Source organism: Streptomyces sp. NPDC006544 (assembly GCF_040611715.1).
Classification (GTDB): domain Bacteria; phylum Actinomycetota; class Actinomycetes; order Streptomycetales; family Streptomycetaceae; genus Streptomyces.
This window is the reverse complement of the sequence record NZ_JBEXOV010000007.1, coordinates 139,130-156,148: the sequence shown is the minus strand read 5'-3', so window position 1 is coordinate 156,148 and position 17,019 is coordinate 139,130. Positions and strand designations below refer to the sequence as shown.

15 protein-coding genes and 2 pseudogenes are annotated in these 17,019 nt (G+C 71.1%); 11 read left to right on the top strand and 6 right to left on the bottom strand.

Translation table 11 applies throughout. The features are described 5' to 3' along the window. The 3 genes and pseudogenes from ABZY44_RS05955 to ABZY44_RS05945 form a co-directional block, all read left to right on the top strand. Positions 1–96: pseudogene (locus ABZY44_RS05955) on the top strand (MarR family transcriptional regulator); the annotation flags it as partial. A gap of 1,507 nt (positions 97–1,603) precedes the next feature. Beyond that, positions 1,604–2,242: a hypothetical protein gene (locus ABZY44_RS05950; RefSeq protein WP_239516702.1), complete on the top strand. Its 639-nt coding sequence runs from the start codon at positions 1,604–1,606 to the stop codon at positions 2,240–2,242. After that, positions 2,239–2,712, top strand: coding sequence for a MarR family transcriptional regulator (locus ABZY44_RS05945; protein WP_356650366.1), 474 nt, complete (start codon positions 2,239–2,241; stop codon positions 2,710–2,712). Before ABZY44_RS05950 ends, ABZY44_RS05945 begins: the two co-directional genes overlap by 4 nt. 175 nt (positions 2,713–2,887) lie before the next feature. Here ABZY44_RS05945 and ABZY44_RS05940 read toward each other — a convergent pair whose 3' ends face one another. From ABZY44_RS05940 to ABZY44_RS05920, 5 genes are all read right to left on the bottom strand, one after another. Next, positions 2,888–3,793 (bottom strand): sigma-70 family RNA polymerase sigma factor, encoded by a 906-nt coding sequence (locus ABZY44_RS05940; protein WP_356650365.1) that lies wholly within the window; start codon positions 3,791–3,793, stop codon positions 2,888–2,890. Positions 3,794–3,854: 61 nt separating this feature from the next. Next, positions 3,855–4,409 carry a helix-turn-helix domain-containing protein gene (locus ABZY44_RS05935; RefSeq protein ID WP_356650364.1) on the bottom strand — a complete coding sequence of 185 codons (555 nt, stop codon included), beginning with the start codon at positions 4,407–4,409 and terminating at the stop codon, positions 3,855–3,857. A 9-nt stretch (positions 4,410–4,418) separates the two neighbouring features. Then, positions 4,419–6,875, bottom strand: coding sequence for a helix-turn-helix domain-containing protein (locus tag ABZY44_RS05930; RefSeq protein ID WP_356650363.1), 2,457 nt, complete (start codon positions 6,873–6,875; stop codon positions 4,419–4,421). Between the two features lie 120 nt (positions 6,876–6,995). Further along, complete coding sequence (locus ABZY44_RS05925; protein ID WP_356650362.1) at positions 6,996–7,922, bottom strand: ParB/RepB/Spo0J family partition protein; 927 nt, start codon at positions 7,920–7,922, stop codon at positions 6,996–6,998. Beyond that, positions 7,919–9,181, bottom strand: coding sequence for a ParA family protein (locus tag ABZY44_RS05920; RefSeq protein WP_356650361.1), 1,263 nt, complete (start codon positions 9,179–9,181; stop codon positions 7,919–7,921). The genes ABZY44_RS05925 and ABZY44_RS05920 overlap by 4 nt, the downstream gene beginning before the upstream one ends. Positions 9,182–9,542: 361 nt before the next feature. On the opposite strand from ABZY44_RS05920, the gene ABZY44_RS05915 reads away from it, so the two are divergent. The 5 genes and pseudogenes from ABZY44_RS05915 to ABZY44_RS05895 all read left to right on the top strand — a co-directional run bounded on the left by ABZY44_RS05915 (position 9,543) and on the right by ABZY44_RS05895 (position 13,942). Next, on the top strand, positions 9,543–10,283 hold the full coding sequence (locus ABZY44_RS05915) for a TetR/AcrR family transcriptional regulator C-terminal domain-containing protein (RefSeq protein WP_356650360.1): 741 nt from the start codon (positions 9,543–9,545) through the stop codon (positions 10,281–10,283). 385 nt (positions 10,284–10,668) lie between these two features. After that, a complete protein-coding gene (locus tag ABZY44_RS05910; protein WP_356650359.1) occupies positions 10,669–11,406 on the top strand; it encodes a ScbR family autoregulator-binding transcription factor in 738 nt (245 codons plus the stop codon). A gap of 129 nt (positions 11,407–11,535) precedes the next feature. Then, the gene (locus ABZY44_RS05905) at positions 11,536–12,456 is read left to right on the top strand and encodes an NAD(P)-dependent oxidoreductase (protein WP_356650358.1); all 921 of its coding nucleotides are present in this window, start codon (positions 11,536–11,538) and stop codon (positions 12,454–12,456) included. A 6-nt stretch (positions 12,457–12,462) separates the two neighbouring features. Beyond that, positions 12,463–13,393, top strand: a pseudogene (locus ABZY44_RS05900) (sigma-70 family RNA polymerase sigma factor). 42 nt (positions 13,394–13,435) lie between these two features. Then, complete coding sequence (locus tag ABZY44_RS05895; RefSeq protein ID WP_356650357.1) at positions 13,436–13,942, top strand: DinB family protein; 507 nt, start codon at positions 13,436–13,438, stop codon at positions 13,940–13,942. A 107-nt stretch (positions 13,943–14,049) separates the two neighbouring features. Here ABZY44_RS05895 and ABZY44_RS05890 read toward each other — a convergent pair whose 3' ends face one another. Continuing rightward, a complete protein-coding gene (locus tag ABZY44_RS05890) occupies positions 14,050–14,607 on the bottom strand; it encodes a flavoprotein (RefSeq protein ID WP_356650356.1) in 558 nt (185 codons plus the stop codon). 280 nt (positions 14,608–14,887) lie between these two features. On the opposite strand from ABZY44_RS05890, the gene ABZY44_RS05885 reads away from it, so the two are divergent. The 3 genes from ABZY44_RS05885 to ABZY44_RS05875 all read left to right on the top strand — a co-directional run bounded on the left by ABZY44_RS05885 (position 14,888) and on the right by ABZY44_RS05875 (position 17,019). Beyond that, entirely contained in the window at positions 14,888–15,091 is a 204-nt protein-coding gene (locus ABZY44_RS05885) for a DUF4287 domain-containing protein (protein WP_356650355.1), read from the top strand. Between the two features lie 94 nt (positions 15,092–15,185). Then, a complete protein-coding gene (locus ABZY44_RS05880) occupies positions 15,186–16,070 on the top strand; it encodes an NAD(P)H-binding protein (protein ID WP_356650354.1) in 885 nt (294 codons plus the stop codon). A gap of 34 nt (positions 16,071–16,104) precedes the next feature. Beyond that, positions 16,105–17,019: an AraC family transcriptional regulator gene (locus ABZY44_RS05875; protein WP_356650353.1), complete on the top strand. Its 915-nt coding sequence runs from the start codon at positions 16,105–16,107 to the stop codon at positions 17,017–17,019.

The window sequence follows — 17,019 nt, the reverse complement described above, 5'->3', positions numbered from 1 at the left end:
GAACTCGTCCGGCGCCTCCAGGTCAGCCCGGCGTCCGTCTCCAAGGCGATCGCGTTCCTCGAGGGCCAGGGTCTCGTCCGCCGGGAACGCGACGAACCACCCCGACCGGACCGGCCTCGCTGCGCTCGCCCGGGGCCCCTCCGCTTCGCTCCAGAACCCCGAACCACCTTGACCGGCCTCGCTGCGCTCGCCCGAGGCCCCTCCGGGGGGCCTGGTTCCTCCGCTCCGCTCCGGAACCCAGCTGCGCCTCGCTGCGCTCGGCGCAGCTGTTCGACTCCCAGGCGCTGCGCGCCTGGGAGAGACCACCGCGCTTCGCGCGGTGGTGGCCCCTTCCGGGGCAAGCCCTCCGCTTCGCTTCGGTCTTGCCAAGGGGTACCTCAGGTGCTGCGCGCCTGAGAGAGAGCTACCGCGCTTCGCGCGGGCCGGCCCTTTGGGGGGTCAAGACCCTTCACTTCGCTTCGGGTTCCCAGCCGCTGAGCGCGCTGGGAGGGAGCCCTAGGGCGTGATGGTCCGGAGGGGGCCAAGCCCTTAGCTTCGCTTACCTGAGCTTCGCTTCGGACTTCAATGGGGTACCTCGGCGCTGCGCGCCGGGGAGAGAAGGCCCGTGAGGTGAGTGCTGGTTGGGGAGGGCAACTCGTGGGCCAGGAGGTGGGGTCTCTTGAAAGTTTTCGGGTGCGGGTGGCTCGAGAGGCCGGGGGTGATCGCGGTGGGAGAGGGGTGTAGGTCCGGCAGACGTGAGGGGTTGGGAGTTCTTCTGAGGTGGGGTTGGAACCGGCCAGTTGGGCGGTGGCTTGGGTTTGAAGTAGTGGTTGAGGGTTTGATCTTTGGGTGGGAGCGTTCCTTCTGCTGGTTGCTTGGTTGGGGGCTGAGTTGGGGGAGGGCAACGCCTTTGACCTGGGGTTTTGGTCGGGGTGTTAACGCCGTTAAGTCGTTGGGGCCTTGGGGGGTGTTAACGGCGTTAATGGTGTTGAGGGGTGGTTGATTCAAAATGGAGTGTGGATAGAGACGGGAATCAGTCAGATTCTGCGGGGCGGTGGCTGGGGAGGGAGGGGCTGAGTTGGGGGTGCTGGGGCCCCTGGAAGGGGCTGGTTCGGGGCTCGAGGAGAGGTCTGACAGGCGGTTGGAAACGGTGTTGAGTGCCTTGAGGGAAGCGTCCACCGGCCTATAGAAGGTACGGAGATGCGTTGCCGCAGGTCAGAGGGGGTGCAGGGGAAAAGATATGTCCCCTCAGGAGGGACATATCTCGGGTGATGTGTCGCTGCTAGGGGGACACATCGGCTGCAAAACGTCAGTGAGACTGACGGAAAATGGGCTAAAAAGTCGGCTGGGCTGACGTTTTAGGGGGGATGTGTCGGCGAACTGGCGGTGGGGTGAGTGGGGTTGGCCGGAGGGGGTTGGGAGGGGGTGCTCGGAAAGGTATGGCTGAGATATGTCACCTGTGAGGGGACACAAGACACGCCGAACGTCAACGAGCGTGACACTTGTGTCACCCTTGTTGACATACTGATCTCCGCAGATCAACGGAGTGGAGAGCAGCCTCGTGTCATCAGAGCCACAGCGCCGCCGGGGCAATCCGGCTGGGACCCCGCGTCCCGATCTGCCGGTGGACGATGCGATCTCGGCGTGGAGTCAGCCGCTGGCTCCGGTCAAGGATCTGGACAGCCTGGCCAAGCGGTACCCGACGCGGAAGCTGACCCTGGACGGCGAGCGCAAGCCGCTGGAGTTCTACGGGACCGAGAATCAGCCGAATGCGTTCTCGATGGACAGTCTCGAGTTCTTCCTCGTGATCGCCCAGTACTTCCGGGAAGCTCTGCCGCTGCGACTGATCCTGCTGCTCATTGCCTGCCAGCGGGCGGGGGGGCGGATTCCGCTTACCCAGGAGGAGATGGCTACCATCCTGGATGTCAGCCGGACGAAGACCTCGGAAGCGCTGCACACGGTGATGTCTCATGGGATCGTCTTCAAGGTGCGGCGGGGTGTGTATCAGTTCAACCCGCCCTACAGTTATCGGGTGGCGGAGTTCATCCCGGGTACTGAGATGACGGGTGAGTTCGTGAAGGTGGAGCAGCACGGCACCATTTCGCAGATTCGTAGCGATACGAGCCTGCCGGACCTGGTGCGCTTCCCGTCGTTGGACCACATGAGGCAGGCCATCGCGGAACTGCGGGCCGAACGGGCAAGAGAGCGCGCTGCGCGTCGGGTGAGCCGGACGAAGCGCACGGGAGAAGGGACGGCTCAGTGAGCACCTTGCGATTCGCTGCGGTCAACGCCGACGGGCTTCTCTCTGACCTCGACCTGCCGCCGGCGGCCTACCGCGTGCTGCTGAAGCTGCGTTCGCTCAGCGAGCCGGGCGGACGGATCCTCATCGACCAGGCGACGGTCGGCGGGATGCTGGACCTGAGCCGGCCGAGCGTGAACGCGGCGCTGCGGAGCCTGGAGCTCGCCAAGCTGGTCCGGAAGATCCGTAACGGCGTCTACCAGATCAACCCGATGCTCGCCGGGTACAACTCGTTCGAGGACGCCGTGGCGGCCGTGAACGAGATGGATCCGGAGGAGCGGCTCGACGCGCGGGGCTATGTCGCCAGCTACCACCGGGCGGTGGCGGCGTATCAGGACCAGCTGGCCGAGCAGCGGAAGAAGCGGGCCGCCCAGGCCGTGGCGAAGAAGGCGGCGGAGTCGAAGCGGCGTAGGGCACTGCACGCGGTTGGCTGATTGTGTGCCGATTGAAGGGCTTCTGAGGGGTGCTCAGGGGCTTGTGAGGGCCTCGGGGATATCCCGGGGCCCTTTGTGGTTTTCGGGGGCTCAGGAGGGCGTGGAGGCGGTTGGGTTGTTCGAGGGAGCCCTGCGCGCGGTTCCGTTGCTGTCAGGGCCCCCTCGGACGGGTCTTTCAGGGGGTGGGGTCCGCGGGGACGAGGATGTCGAGGCCGGAGACGGAGGCCGGGGTCGTGAAGACGGTGACCTCGGTGATGTGGGTGTCTGCGATGGTGAACGTCATGACGCGGAAGGCGCCGTCGAAGAGGGATACCACGCCCAGTCCGCCGTTCACGAACGCGATCTGCGCGCTCTGTGCGAACTGCGCGAACGTGGCGGCCTGACGGGCCACCAGAGGTGCTCCGCGGACTGCGGAGAGGGCCCCGGCCACGCCGATGTCGGCGCGGGCCACGACGTCGGGGTCGAGGACATCGAGCAGGGCCTCGAAGTCCCCGCCGCGGGCCGCTCGCAGGAAGGCGCTGACGATGTGGCGCCGGCGGCCGAGGTCGGCCGGAGGCTGGATCTCGGCTCCCCGGACCCGGCGGCGGGCGCGGCTGGCGAGCTGGCGGGCCGAGGCGGGGGTGCGCTCGGTGATCAGGGCGATGTCGTCGAAGGGCACGGCGAACAGGTCGTGCAGGACGAACGCGAGCCGTTCGGCGGGGGCCAGCCGGTCCAGGACCACGAGCATGGCGGCGCCCACCGAGTCGGCGAGCAGGGCCTCGTCCTCGGGGTCCGCTGACCGGACGTCAGCGTCGGTCGGGCCCCGGACCGGTTCCACCGGCCGGATGTCCAGGGGGTCTTCCCGGCGGGACGTGCGGGAACGGAGCATGTCCAGGCAGATCCGGCCGACCACGGTGGTCAGCCAGCCGGCGAGGTTGTCGATCTCGGAGGGGTCCGAGCGGACGAGGCGGAGCCAGGCTTCCTGGACGGCGTCCTCCGCTTCGGCGAGCGAGCCGAGCATCCGGTAGGCGACGGCCCTTAAGTGGCCGCGTTCCTCCTCGAACCGTTTCGCCAACTCGTCGTCGTGCGCGTACTCGTTCACTGCCTCGTCCTGCCTTCCGGGGGCTCTGCGGAAGGCAATTGTCGATCAGCTCCTCGCTGCGTCAGAAGTTGAGTTCGACGTAGTCGATGTCCGTGAACTCGACGAGGAGGCCCTGGGCTCGGGCGCCGTGGTCCTTGAAGTAGATCTCCTGCAGACCCTCGGCGGCGATGGTGCGCAGCTGGGCCTCGCCCGCCCCGGCCTCCTGGGCGCTGAAGAGGCGCGAGGCGTACTCCGCGGGGAGGTGCTGGGTGATGCGGCGCATCCGGCCGTCGTCGGTGGTGCCGGGAGCGGCGCTGAAGCCGAAGCGGGCGCGGGTCTCGATGACCAGGCCGGTCTGCCGGGCGGCCTTGGCGCGGGCCCGCTTGCGCACCAGGGGCTGCCAGCGGCGGCGTACCTCGCGCTCCAGGCGGGCGGAGAGCGCCGGCTTGGGCTGCTTGATCTGGTCCTTCACGTACCGCTCGACGGTGCGCCGGGAGATGCCGAGGAGGTCGGCCACGGCCTTGGTGGATTTGAGCTGCTTCACCAGGTAGCGGATCTGGGCGCCCGCCGATTTGGGGATGGGGCGGGTGAAGTTCTGTTCGTCGGCGCGGTCGAGGCTGTCGCTGATCTCGGACATGGGTGGCTCTTACTCTCCGTCGGCCGCGGCGTCGTGGCCCTTGATGTGGCGGGCGGGGTTGTGGCGTTCGTCGAGCATCTGGACGGCCCAGAGCAGGGGCTGGGTGCCTTCGTGCTTGACCATGCCCGGGCTGACGCCGAGGCGGAAGCCACCGGGCAGCGGCTTGCCCTCGGGGGTGCGGGGGAGGAAGTCGAGGGGGCTGGGGCCGTCGGAGAGGTAGACCGCGCAGTCGGAGAGTACGGCGATGGGGAACTCGCCGGCGGCCGTCGCGAGTTTGCGCATCTTGCGGTGCATGTTGACGCGGGCCGTCGAGATGACGGCGGCGCGGATGTCGGGGCGCCAGGTGGGGCGCTCCAGGGCCGGCCAGCTCTCGCCGGGGCGGTAGCCGGCGCCCTGGGGGCGCTCACGGAGCTTGCCGATGCCGCCCTTGACGGTGGACTTGATCGCGGAGAGGACCGCCGCCCGGCGGGGGTCCTGGCCCTTGTAGTCGGTCATGGCGGTGAGGAACTCGGCGTCGGTGAGGGCCGAGTGGATGCCGAGCTCCGCCATCGTCGCCATGTAGGCGTCACGCAGGCGGGTGTACCAGGCGTCGAGGTACGGGCCGTGCTCCGGGCGGACCCAGGCCTCGGAGGGCTGGACGCTGACTCCGAGTTCCTGGGCGTAGGCGAGGGTCGGAGTGGCGTACCAGGCGGGTCCGGTCGGGGGGCGGCCGTGCGGGGTGAAGGGGCTGGGGAGGCGCGGGTCGAGCTCGACGGCGGAGAGGTCCACCAGCCAGCAGCCGGGGAGCTTCGGGTCGAAGCGGGGGCGGGGGGCGTGGACGGCGGGGCCGGTGCCGACGAGGAGCCGGTTGGCGGCTGCGGCGAAGGCCATGTTCACGTCGATGCCGACGGCGTGGGCGCGGGCGCACTCGGCGTCGGTGAGGAGCTGCGGATCGCGGATCCAGTCGTACGCCTCTTCGTCGAGGACCTGGTCCGGGGTGCGCTGGTGGGAGCGGGGGTAGAGGGCCGCGACGACCGGGTGCTCGTCGGGGGCCTCCGGGGGAGCGGGGTCGACGGGACGGGTGAGGGAGCCGGCGACGGGGGCGGACACCCAGGTGTTCGTGGCCTCGTCGCGTGCGGCGCGGGTGGGCGGGCGCAGCGCCGTCATCAGTTCCAGGCCGGAGACCGCCGTCGAACCGCGGGGGGTGAGCACGCGGGCGGCGTAGCAGGTGAGCAGCTCGGCGAGTTCCGGGGCGGGGAGCTCGGCGGTGTGCTCGCCCCAGGCGCGGGGGTCGAGGGCGCCCCAGGGGAGGATCGCGAGCTGGACGCACTGGCGGCCGGTGGTGGGGGTGGCGGGGCGGTAGACACGGGCCCAGGGGCCGAAGCCGCGGCGGGTCAGCTGCCATTTGGCCTTGGTGAGCTGCTTGATGACGGGGTGGTCGTCGGGGAGGCGGAGGCCGCGGCGGTCTTCGAGGACGAGGGGGAGGCCGAGGGATTCCGTGGCGGCGGGGGTGAGGACGAGGAGGGGGTCGCCGTCCTTGCCGTTGCGGTGGAGGCGGGGGGAGCGGAGGTCGGCGTCGGGGCCGAGGGCCCAGGTGATGAGGGCGGGCAGGGTGGTGGGGTGGGTGAGGATGGCGCCGCCGGAGGCGTGGGCCTTGCCGGTGCCGTCGAGGACGGCGAGGGGGCCGTTGCCTTCCAGGGGGGTGGGGCGGGGAGTGGGTCGGGCGTTAACGGCGTTAACGCCGTTAACGGCGCGGGGGCGGGCGGAGGCGGGTGCGGGTGCCGGGGTGGCGCCTTGCGGAGGCGTGGCCCTGACCGCTGCTTCGCGAGACCGGGGCGCCGCTCCCCGCTCCGGTTCGGGGGCTGCGTCCTCGGACCCGGGTGGGTCGACGAGGGGGGTGGTGTTAACGGCGTTAATGGGGTGGGTGTCCTCGGCCGCGGTGGGGTCGGTGCGGGGGAGGGCGTTAACGGCGTTAATGGTGTGCGGGCCGTCGGCCTCGTCGGCGTGCGGGCCGGGGGTGGTGTTAACGGCGTTAACGGGGGGTGTGCCTTCGGGCCCGGGTGGGTCGACGAGGGGGGTGGTGTTAACGGCGTTAATGGTGTGCGGGCCGTCGCCCTCGCCGGCGTACGGGCCGGGGGTGGTGTTAACGGCGTTAACGGGGGGTGCGCCCTCGGCCTCGGGGGTGGGCCGGAGGGGGGCGGCGTTAACGGCGTTAATGGGGTGCAGTTCCGCCAGGCCGTTGAGGAGGCGGGCGTAGGCGGCGCGTTTGGGGGGGCGGGGTGCGGTCCTGCCCGTTTCCCAGGAGGTGACCGTTTCGCGGCGGACGGAGAGCGCCTGGGCGATCTGGTCCTGGCTCAGGCCGGCCGCTTCGCGGAGGCGCTTGCGCTCGTCCGGGTGCGGGAGCGCGTCCTGTGCCGCGGCCTCTTCGAGTAGGGCGTCCACGGCGGCGAAGAGCGTGGTCTGTTCGTTGTGGTGCGCGTTGAGCATGGGAACCTCCAGCCGCAGCCTATGCGAACCGCACCGTGGAACGCACGTGAAACACACGTGGGGGCGTTAACGGCGTTAACGGCGTTAACGGTGCTCGGTCCCGTCAGCGCCCCCGTCGTGTCAGATGCGAGTCAGCAGGAGCTCCGTGACCGCCTTCAGCTCGTCCGGGGTGAGGTGGGCCGTGAGGGCGTCCGCGACGGTTTCGGGGGACTCCGCCACGATCGTGATCCGGCGGGGGGCCGGGGTGGTGGGGGCCGGGGTGGTGGGAGCCGGGTCGGGGGCGGGGCGTGCGGTCGGGCGGGCGGCTTCCGTGGCCGGGCGGGTGCGCTGGCGCGGGGGATTAACGGCGTTAACGGTCTCCTCCGCCGCGGCCGCCTGCTCCTCCTGCGGGAGGCGGCCGATGCGGCGGGCCGGTTCCACCTTCAGTTCGCCCGTCTCCACCTTGTCCTGGAGTTCCGGGGTGAGGTGGAGGAGGGTCAGCCGCTGGGAGACCCAGGCCGGCGTCTTGCCGAGGCGCTTGGCGACCTGGGCTTGGGAGCCGTGCACTTCGACGAGCTGCTCGAGGGCGCGGGCCTGGTCCATGGGGGCCACGTCCACGCGGTGGACGTTGGCGATGAGCGCCGACTCCAGGATGTCCGCCGCCGAGGTGGCGAGGGAGTCGTTGACGTGGATGTGCATGGTCCGCAGGCCGGCTTGCTGGGCTGCCGCGAGGCGGCGGTTGCCGTCGATGACCACGTACGGGGCGCGGCCCAGGCCGTCGGTGTGCCCGGGGTGGGCCTCCATGAACGCCATCCGGGTGGCGACCGCGAGGGGCTGGAGCTGACCCCGGACGGTCAGGGAATGGGCCAGTTCGTGGATCTCGGTGAGATCCTCGCGGAGGTTGAACGGGTTGTGCGCGAGGGCCTCGATGGGGACTTCGGACGGCGGGACCACCCCGGAGGTGGGGGCGCCGGTGGCCTCCGCGATGGCCGCGCGCCGGGAGCTGACGCCGACCGGCTGGGCTCGGGCGAAGGACGTCGACACTCCGAGTTTGTCGGCCTTGCTCATGAGATCTCCCTTGCGAGGGCGCGCAGGGCGACCGCCTGGTCGCCCTTGGGTGAGTAGACGAACAGCGGCTGCTTCACCCGGACGGCTTCGCGCTGTTCCTTGAGGTCCGGGACGATGGCCACCACACGCGGATCCTTTATGTCCATCCAGGCCTGGAGGGAGGAGGTCGCGATGTAGCCGCGTCGGCCGTCGTAGAGGTTGACGACGAGGCCGAGGTAGTCGATGTCGAGGCTGAGATCGTCGCGCAGATCGTTGATCTGTGAGGTGAGCAGGTCGTAGGCGTCCGCGGACGAGTCCTCGGCCTGTACGACGATCAGCGCGCCCGAGGCGCCCGGCTGTTCGGTGTCGCGGCGGCGCCCGTAGTAGATGGCCGCGTCCATGCTGAGGCCGAGGCTGGGCGGGCAGTCGATGAGGATGACGTCGTAGTCGGCCTCGACGGGAGCGAGCGCGCGCTCGAGGGCGGCCTCGCGGGCGCGGACCGTGGAGAGGCGGACGTCGAGCAGGAAGGCGTCGGTGCAGGCGGGCAGGATGTGCAGCCGGTCGCCGAAGCGCTCGTCCGGGATGGGGACGATCAGGTCCGAGAGGGGCCCCTTGGCCTCGCCCGCCATGTGGCAGGTGAGGCTGTCGCCGCCGATGGGCAGTGGCTGGCGGCCGAGTTGCTTGGTCAGGTGGCCCTGGGGATCGAAGTCGACGAGCAGGACGCGCATGCCGAGGCCCGGGAGGTCCTCCAGGTCGACGGGCGTGGTGAGCTCGGAGCCGGGCTCGTCGCCGTCCTCGGAGGCCGAGCGCCGGGCCAGTTGGCGGGCCACGCGGACCGGGTGAAGGCTCCCGGGATCCTCGGCGAGGGCCTCTGCAGTGCCGGCCGTGATGGCGGTCTTGCCGACGCCGCCCTTCTGGTTGCACACCACGATGCGGCGGACGACGGAGGGCCGTTTGACGGTGGGGGCCGGGTTCATCTCCAGCCAGAGGCGGACTGCCTGGGCCAGTCCCTGGATGAGGGAGACGCCGCGGTCCTTGGATCCGGCGCGGAAGAGCTCCCACTGGCCGGCGGGCAGCCAGGTGGAGAAGGACTCTGCACCCGAGGTGTCGACGGGGGACGGGGAGGAAGCGAGCGCGCTCCAGTGGGCGATGCCCTGGTGGACGGCGTCCTGGATGTCCACCCGCAACTGGGCGGTCCGGATCTTCAGTTCCTGGCGCAGCCACGGAGGGAGCTTGGAGACGACCTTCTCTCGGTCGTTCTGGGACGAGGGCGAAGTCATGAGAGGGACTTTACTAACGTTCAGGGGTGCTTGTGGGCGCCACGCTTGAGTTTTGCTAACGAAGTGGTGCGGACGGGTTCCGGATGTGTGCGGACTCTGGGGTCATTTGACCCGGGATGGGCTGGACGTGCCGTCAGCCGAGCATGGGCTACGGGGAGTCGGAGGTGGCGAGATCTGCGTCATCGGCCGCATCTCAAACCAGTCGACCAGTACTTTTCGCGGCCGGACCGTTAACGGCGTTAACGGTCCGCGGGAGGGACGCGCGTGCGCTTCGGGTGGGGGCGAGGGGGGCGGGAGCGTTAACGCCGTTAACGTGTACGGTGGACACAGTTTGATGGCGGGGCGAGGCGAGGGAGATCCGATGACCGACGCGGACGAGCAGGGGAGCGCGGCCGTACGGCTGCTCTGGGGCCCGCCGGCGCGGCCCGCCCGCGGCCCCAAGCGGGGGCTCACGCTGGAAGGGATCGCCGAGGCCGGGGTCGCCCTCGCCGACGCCGAGGGACTGGCCGGCGTATCCATGCAGGGGGTGGCAGGGCGGCTGTCCGTCACGAAGATGGCGCTGTACCGGTACGTGCCGGGCAAGGCGGAGCTGGTCGCGCTGATGGTGGAGTCGGCGATGCCCGACCCGTCCGTACTGGACGAGCGGTCGGCCGGGGAGGACTGGCGCGAGCGGCTCGGGGTGTGGGCGCGGGCGCTGCTCGCCGGGTTCCGGGCGCATCCGTGGCTTCTGGAGGCGACGGTCGGGGCGCGGGTGATGGGGCCCGGGGAGGTGGGATGGATGGAGCACGCGCTCGACGCGCTCGACGGGTGCGGGCTGACCGGGTCCGAGGCGATCGACTCGGTGGTGCTGCTCTCCGGCCACGTGCGGGGCATCGCGGAGCAGGAGCGGGCTACGGGCGGAACCGTGGGGGAGGGGCCCGATGCGCAGCTGACGTCGGCGCTCGGTGAGGTGATGCGGGTGCACGGGGAGAGGTATCCGGCGCTCCGGGCCGCGCTGGGGTCCGTGGCGGAGCAGGGGGGACAGGACCAGGCGTTGGACTTCGGGCTGGAGCGGATCCTCGACGGGCTCGGGCTGCTCATCGCCGGGCGGCGGGCCGGGTAGGCGGGGCGCGGCGGGCGGAGCGGGCGGAGCGGGTAGGCAGGGCGGGCCGGTAGGCAGGGCGGGCCGGTAGGGCGGTTCGGGCGGGGGACGAGGCGGCGGTCGGGCCGGGCGGTGAGGTGTGCAGCGGGGTCGGCCGGGCGGGCGTGACGGAGCCTGGGCAGCCGCGGAACCAGACGCACCGTTCGGTTTTGCTCGATGGATTGTCCGGTTCTGGCAACGCTGGGGCCGCGCCGGAAAGAGGTGCGGGGATCCGGCCGGAAACGGGGGAGGGGCATGCGCGGAGTCGGCATTCGGCTGGTGGACGCGGTCGACAACCACGTGATGCCTGTTGATAACTTACGGACCTTCAGGTTTGGTTTGCCGAGCCGGTGGATCACGTGTACGCATGATCCACCGGCAGACCCCTTGGAGATCGGAGACGCTCGTGGTGCGGCAAGAGCGTGCGGTCCGTACGCGTCGGGCAATCTTGGAAGCCGCGGCGGTGGTCTTCGACGAACGTGGCTACGAGGCCGCCACCATCGCGGAGATACTCGCCCACGCGGGTGTGACCAAGGGAGCCCTCTACTTCCACTTCTCCTCGAAGCAGGAACTGGCCCAGGGCGTGCTCGACGCCCAGTTCGGCAAGTGCCTGGTGCCGTCCCGGGAGAGCAAGCTCCAGGAGCTCGTCGACGTCGCGATGGTGTCGGCGTACCGGATGAAGCACGAACCGATGCTCAGCGCCGGCGCCAGGCTGTCGCTGGGACCGGAGCCGCTCGAGACGCGCGGCGGAGCCGTCCCCGGCTGGATCGAGCTCATGCGGAGACTGCTGAGCGCCGCGAAGGACCAGGGCGAGCTGCTGCCGCACGTGGATCCCGCCGAGACGGCCTGGATCCTGTCCGCCTGCTGGTCGGGCGTGCAGCTCTACTCACAGACCCTCAGCGACCGGGGGGACATCGAGGGCCGGGTGGCCACGCTCTACCAGCACGCCCTGCCGGGGATCGCGACCCCGGCGATGCTCAGCAGGCTCGACATGGCCGAGGACCGCGGTCGGCGGGTGATGGCCGAGGTCGTCGCGGGTCGCGCGGCGACGGCGGGCCTGGTGCCGGGGCCCAGAGCGCGCTCGGAGCAGAGGGACCGGGCATGAGCGCGGGGTAGGGCGCGAGCGCGGGGGAGTCGCGGGTCACCTTCTCGTCATGTCACGTTCCGGGCCGCCCGTCTGTCCCATGGGCGACACCGGAACGGCATCCGGCATACGGCGAGAAGGAGAACGGCCATGAGGATTCTGCTGGCGGGCGCGAGCGGCGTACTGGGACGGCAGGCGGCACGGGCGCTGCGTGCGGCCGGACACGAGGTCGCCGGGCTCGGCCGGGGCGCGGACATGGACGTACGGGCCGACCTGCTCGACCGCGAGGGCCTGCTGCGTGCGATGGACGGGCGGAGCTTCGACGCGGTGGTGCACGCGGCCACGGCGCTGTCGGGCAAGGCCATGGCCCGGCACAAGGACATGGAGGCCACCAACGCCCTGCGCACCGAGGGAACCGTGAACCTGCTGGCGGCCGCCCGCGAGAGCGGGGCGCGCCGCTTCGTCGTGGAGTCGATGATGTTCGGGTACGGGTACGGGGACCACGGCGGGGCACTGATCGGCGAGGACGACGGCTTCGGGCCGGCCGGGGCGGACGCCTGGCTGGAGCGGCACGTCGGCGCGATGCGGACCAAGGAGGAACTGGCCTTCACCGCCGACGGGATCGAGGGCGTCAGCCTGCGCTTCGGACTGTTCTACGGGGCCGGCACCACCGACACCCACCTGGTGCCGATGCTGCGCAAGCGCGCCGTACCGGTGGTGGCCTCGAAGGGGCGGGCGCTGAGCTGGGTGGACGTGGCCGACGCGGCGTGCGCGGTGGTCGCCGGCGTGGAGTCGGGGCGGGCCGGGCACGCGTACAACATCGCCGACGACGGGCCGACGGGGTGGGACGCCCACCTGCGCGCCGTGGCCGAGGCGTTCGGGGCGCCCGCGCCGCTGACCGTACCGCTCTGGGTGCTCAGGGCGGCTCCGCTCGCCCACGCCATCATGGGGACGGACGTGCGGCTGTCGAACGTGAAGGCGCGGCGGGAGCTGGGCTGGGCGCCGTCGCACGCCGGCAGTGAGGAGGGGGTACGGGCGCTTGCGCGAGCCGGGAAGGTACGGGCAGCCTGACCTTTCATGATCGAATCCGATGTCCCGGACCGCCTCACCCCCTTCACCGCCCACCGCAGGCTGCTGTTCGACGTGGCCTACCGGATGCTCGGCAGCGTCGTGGACGCCGAGGACGTGCTCCAGGACGCCTGGCTGAGCTGGGACCGTGCCGACCGGGCGGCTGTCACGCATCCGCGGGCCTACCTGGTGCGCACGGTCACCAACCTGTCGTTGAACCGGCTCACCTCGGCCCGTGCCACGCGTGAGGCGTACATCGGACCGTGGCTGCCCGAGCCCCTGCTGACCGGGCACGGGGTGGCCGGGCACGGGGTGGCCGGGCACGGGGTGGCCGCGGCCGCGCTGATCGCGCCCGACGTGGCCGAGGAGACGGAGCTGGCCGACACCGTGTCCACCGCGATGCTGGTGGTGCTGGAAAGTCTGAGCCCGCTGGAGCGCGCCGTGTTCGTGCTGCGCGAGGTCTTCGGGTACACGTACGCGGAGATCGCCGAGGTCCTGGAGCGCGGGGAGGCGACCGTGCGGCAGACCGGGCACCGGGCGCGCGCGCACGTACGGGCGCGGCGGCCGCGGTTCGCGGCCGCACCCGGACAGCGCGGCGAGGTGACCCGGAGGTTCCTCGCGGCGTGGGGCCTGGTCGGACGGCGGCGGCAAGGTGACGGCCGCGCGGCGGCCGCTGCACGGGGCCGATCACGTGGCGCGCTGGCTGCTGGGGATGCTGGCCAAGCCCTCCCTGCACGCCGTGAGCCTGGAGGCCGCGCAGGTCAACGGGGAGGAGTCGGTGCTGTTCGTGTACGCGGGCGCGGCGCTCGGGGCGCTCACCTTCGATCTGGATCCGGCCGACGGGCGGTTGGTGAACCTGAGGCTCCAGGTGAATCCGGACAAGGTGGCGGGGCTGGCGGGCTGGCGGGCTGGAGCGGGCCGGGGCCGTCCCGGGATGTGAAACCGGGCGCGCGGGTCTCCGTACGACTGTGATGATCAGTCGATGATCGACGAACAGCGGACCCGGCCCGTCCTGGTGGGCGATGAGCGCGCCACCTTGACCAGCATCCTCCAGTGGCAGCGGGACACCCTGATGATGAAGTGCTCGGGGCTGACCGACGAGCAGCTGCGGTGCCGGGCGGTGGCTCCGTCGGGGCTGAGCCTGCTGGGTCTGGTGCGGCACCTCGCGGAGGTCGAGCGGGGCTGGTTCCGCAACGTCGTGGGCGGTGAGGACGTGCGCGGCTACTTCCCGGTGAACGAGGCGGGGGAGAGGACCGAGTTCCGCGTCGACGACGCGGACGTGGCCGGATCCTTCGCGATCTGGGAGGACACCTGCGCGCGCTCGCGGGCGATCGTGGACGCGGCCGGGTCTCTGGACGTGACCGGATCCTACGAGGACCAGGCCTACTCCCTGCACTACGTGCTGACCCACATGATCGAGGAGTACGCCCGGCACAACGGGCACGCGGACCTGCTGCGCGAGGTGATCGACGGGACGACGGGGGAGTGAGGGCGTAGGGGAGCGCGCGCCGGCTGCCTGCCTGCCTGCCTGTCTGTCTGCCTGCCTGCGGCGGCGGGTCCGGCCGGGTTCGGTCGACGAGACCCGAAGGAGACGGCCTAGTGCTGTGCGGTGGAGGTCGCGACGCGGTCCACGGCGTCCAGGGCCACCGGCCACGGGAAGTGCGCCGGGGCGTCCGGGCCGGCCGGGCCGGGGGTGAAACCGTCCTCGCCGAAGAGGACGGAGACCCCGGCGGTACGCAGGACGGCGAGGGACTGGTCGAACTGCGGGTGGGCGGCGAGGGCGGCGTTGACGCAGGGCATGGCGACGACGGGGGTGCCCTTGCCGATGGCCTCGGCGGCGACACCGACGGCAAAGCGGTCGGTGAGGCCGAGGGCCCAGGCGTTGACCGTGTTGAAAGTGGCCGGAGAGACGAGCAGGGCGTCGGCCACCGGCCAGACGTCGGGCTCGCCGGGCAGCTTGTACTGCCAGCGGACGGGGTGGCCGGTGAGCGCGGCGAGACCGTCGAGGTGGTCGGACAGCCAGTGCGCGGCGGTGGGGGTGAGGCCGAGGCAGACGTCCCAGCCCCGGGACTGGGCGTCCTCGATGACATGGGCCACGTCGAAGACGGGCGGGGCGGCGGAGCAGAGCAGGTAGAGGGTCTTCGTCGTGGTCATACCGCAATGTGATCATATTGCTCGGCCTCGCGTTCACACGGCGGTTCCGGAAGGCAGAGGCAGGGTCGACGGCCCAGGCGGGCAGGGCCCGTTACGGCGGGAGGGGCGGGGCCGGCCCGTTCCCGGGGAGCCGCTCGAGGAAGCGGACAGCAGGGTTCATTCGAAGATCATCCGAATTTTCGGGGCGGGGCCGATGAGTTTTCGGTCCGGGGGACGTCTTCCTCTCGTAGGCACAAGGAGGTGGCCGCGCGTGCGGCCGCCCGAGAGGAAGAGGACCGCCATGACCGAGCCGGTGAAGGGCCCCGCCAGCTACTTCCCTTCCATCGAGAAGAAGCACGGCCGCCCGATCGCGCAATGGCAGGAGCTCATCCGGGCCTCGCCGCTGACCCGGCACATGGAACTGGTCGCCTGGCTCAAGAGCGAGCACGGTCTCGGGCACGGGCACGCCAATGCGCTCGTGGCGCACACGCTCGCCAAGCGGTAGGGCATACGCCTGCGTCCACGGCCGTGGACGCAGGCGTATGTGAGAGAGCTTCTCGGCGATGTCGCGTCTCGGGCGCGGAGCGTTGACTGTTCCCATGACGAAGACGCAGAGCACCCAGAGCACGCACAGCACGCAGGCCGAGCGGAACGCGCACGGTGCGTCCACCGCCTCTCGCACGCTGGTCGTCGGTGGGACGGGCAAGACGGGCCGTCGCGTGGCCGAGAAGCTCACGGCCCTGGGCCGGGAGGTCCGTATCGGGTCGCGCTCCGCCGAGCCGGCCTTCGACTGGAACGAGCCCGCGCGTTGGGGTCCGGCGCTCGAGGGCGTGGACCAGGTGTACGTCACGTACTACCCCGACCTCTCGTTCCCGGGCGCCGTCGAGCAGATCGGCGCCTTCGCCACGGCCGCGGTGGCCGCGGGCGCCCGCCGGCTCGTGCTGCTCTCGGGGCGCGGCGAGGAGGCGGCGGAGCGGAGCGAGGACGCACTGAAGGCGTCCGGGGCGGACTGGACGGTCGTGCGCTCGGCCTGGTTCCACCAGAACTTCGACGAGAGTTTCTTCCTGGAGCCCGTGCTGGCGGGGGAGATCGCCCTGCCGACGGCCGATGCCGTCGAGCCGTTCGTGGACGCCGACGACATCGCCGACGTGGTGGTGGCCGCGCTGACCGACGACCGGCACATCGGCCGCACGTACGAGCTCTCCGGACCCCGGCTGCTCAGCTTCTCCGACGTGGCCGCCGAACTGTCGGAGGCGACGGGGCGCGCGATCTCGTACGTTCCGGTCTCGAACGAGGCCTACCGGGCGGTTCTGCGCGAGAACGGACTGCCGGAGGAGTTCACGGACCTGTTCACGCTGATCCTCGACGGGCGCAACGCGCACCTGACGGACGGGGTGGAAGAAGTGCTGGGCCGCAAGCCCAAGGACTTCGCGGACTTCGCCCGCGAGGCGGCGGCGCGCGGTGCCTGGGACGCACACCACTAGGGAGTGAGTGGGAGCGCCTGGGGAGAATGGTCGGATGGACACGCTGACGGCTCTGCTCGAAGGCCCCAAGGCCAGGTCGGCCTTCCTCATCAAGTCCGTCTTCAGCCCGCCCTGGTCGGTCCGTATCGAGGACCGGGCGCCGCTGTCGGTGATGACGATGGTGAACGGGTCGGCGTGGCTGCTCCCGGACGGGGGCGCGCCGGTGCTCGTCGCACCGGGCGAGGTGGCGTTGGTGCGGGGACCGGATCCGTACACCGTCTCCGACGCCCAGGACACGCCGGTGCAGATCAGGGTGGGTCCGGACCAGCGGTGCAGCAGGGTGGACGGCGGGGAGGACGTCTCCGACTCCATGGCGCTCGGGGCGCGGACGTGGGGCGAGGCGGCCGGTTCGGTGGTGCTGCTGAGCGGTACCTACCAGGACCCCGGCGAGATCGGCAGCCGACTGCTCGCCGCGCTTCCGCCGGTGCTGGTCGGGCCGGTGGACCCCATGCTGGTGACGCTGCTGAGCGGGGAGATCTCCCGTACCGAACCGGCCCAGGACGTGGTCCTGAACCGGCTGTTGGACCTGTTGCTGATCGGCGTCGTACGGGGCTGGCTCGCGGAACGCGGCGGGGCCGAGAGCGACCCGGTGACCGGACCGGCGCTGCGGCTGCTGCACGAGAACCCCGCGTACGGCTGGACGGTGGAGTCGCTGGCCCGCAAGGTCGGCGTCTCGCGGGCGGCGCTGGCCCGGCGCTTCACCGAGCTGGTCGGCGAGCCCCCGATGTCCTATCTGACGGGCTGGCGGCTGGCTCTGGCGGCGGACCTCCTCGGGGACCCGGCCACGACGCTCGCCTCGGCGGCCCACCAGGTCGGCTACAGCTCGGCGTTCTCCCTGTCCACGGCCTTCAAACGGGTACGGGGGGTCAGTCCGCGGGAGTTCCGGGCGGGGGTCGGTCCTGGGGTGTAG

Bases quoted from the DNA above. Each gene is read 5' to 3' on its own strand.
- ABZY44_RS05895 (WP_356650357.1), top strand. From the start codon at position 13,436: ATGATCGACGAACAGCGGACCCGGCCCGTCCTGGTGGGCGATGAGCGC.
- ABZY44_RS05880 (WP_356650354.1), top strand. From the start codon at position 15,186: ATGACGAAGACGCAGAGCACCCAGAGCACGCACAGCACGCAGGCCGAG.
- ABZY44_RS05910 (WP_356650359.1), top strand. From the start codon at position 10,669: ATGATCCACCGGCAGACCCCTTGGAGATCGGAGACGCTCGTGGTGCGG.
- ABZY44_RS05875 (WP_356650353.1), top strand. From the start codon at position 16,105: ATGGACACGCTGACGGCTCTGCTCGAAGGCCCCAAGGCCAGGTCGGCC.
- ABZY44_RS05935 (WP_356650364.1), bottom strand. From the start codon at position 4,409: ATGTCCGAGATCAGCGACAGCCTCGACCGCGCCGACGAACAGAACTTC.
- ABZY44_RS05905 (WP_356650358.1), top strand. From the start codon at position 11,536: ATGAGGATTCTGCTGGCGGGCGCGAGCGGCGTACTGGGACGGCAGGCG.
- ABZY44_RS05925 (WP_356650362.1), bottom strand. From the start codon at position 7,922: ATGAGCAAGGCCGACAAACTCGGAGTGTCGACGTCCTTCGCCCGAGCC.
- ABZY44_RS05920 (WP_356650361.1), bottom strand. From the start codon at position 9,181: ATGACTTCGCCCTCGTCCCAGAACGACCGAGAGAAGGTCGTCTCCAAG.
- ABZY44_RS05930 (WP_356650363.1), bottom strand. From the start codon at position 6,875: ATGCTCAACGCGCACCACAACGAACAGACCACGCTCTTCGCCGCCGTG.
- ABZY44_RS05890 (WP_356650356.1), bottom strand. From the start codon at position 14,607: ATGACCACGACGAAGACCCTCTACCTGCTCTGCTCCGCCGCCCCGCCC.
- ABZY44_RS05915 (WP_356650360.1), top strand. From the start codon at position 9,543: ATGACCGACGCGGACGAGCAGGGGAGCGCGGCCGTACGGCTGCTCTGG.
- ABZY44_RS05885 (WP_356650355.1), top strand. From the start codon at position 14,888: ATGACCGAGCCGGTGAAGGGCCCCGCCAGCTACTTCCCTTCCATCGAG.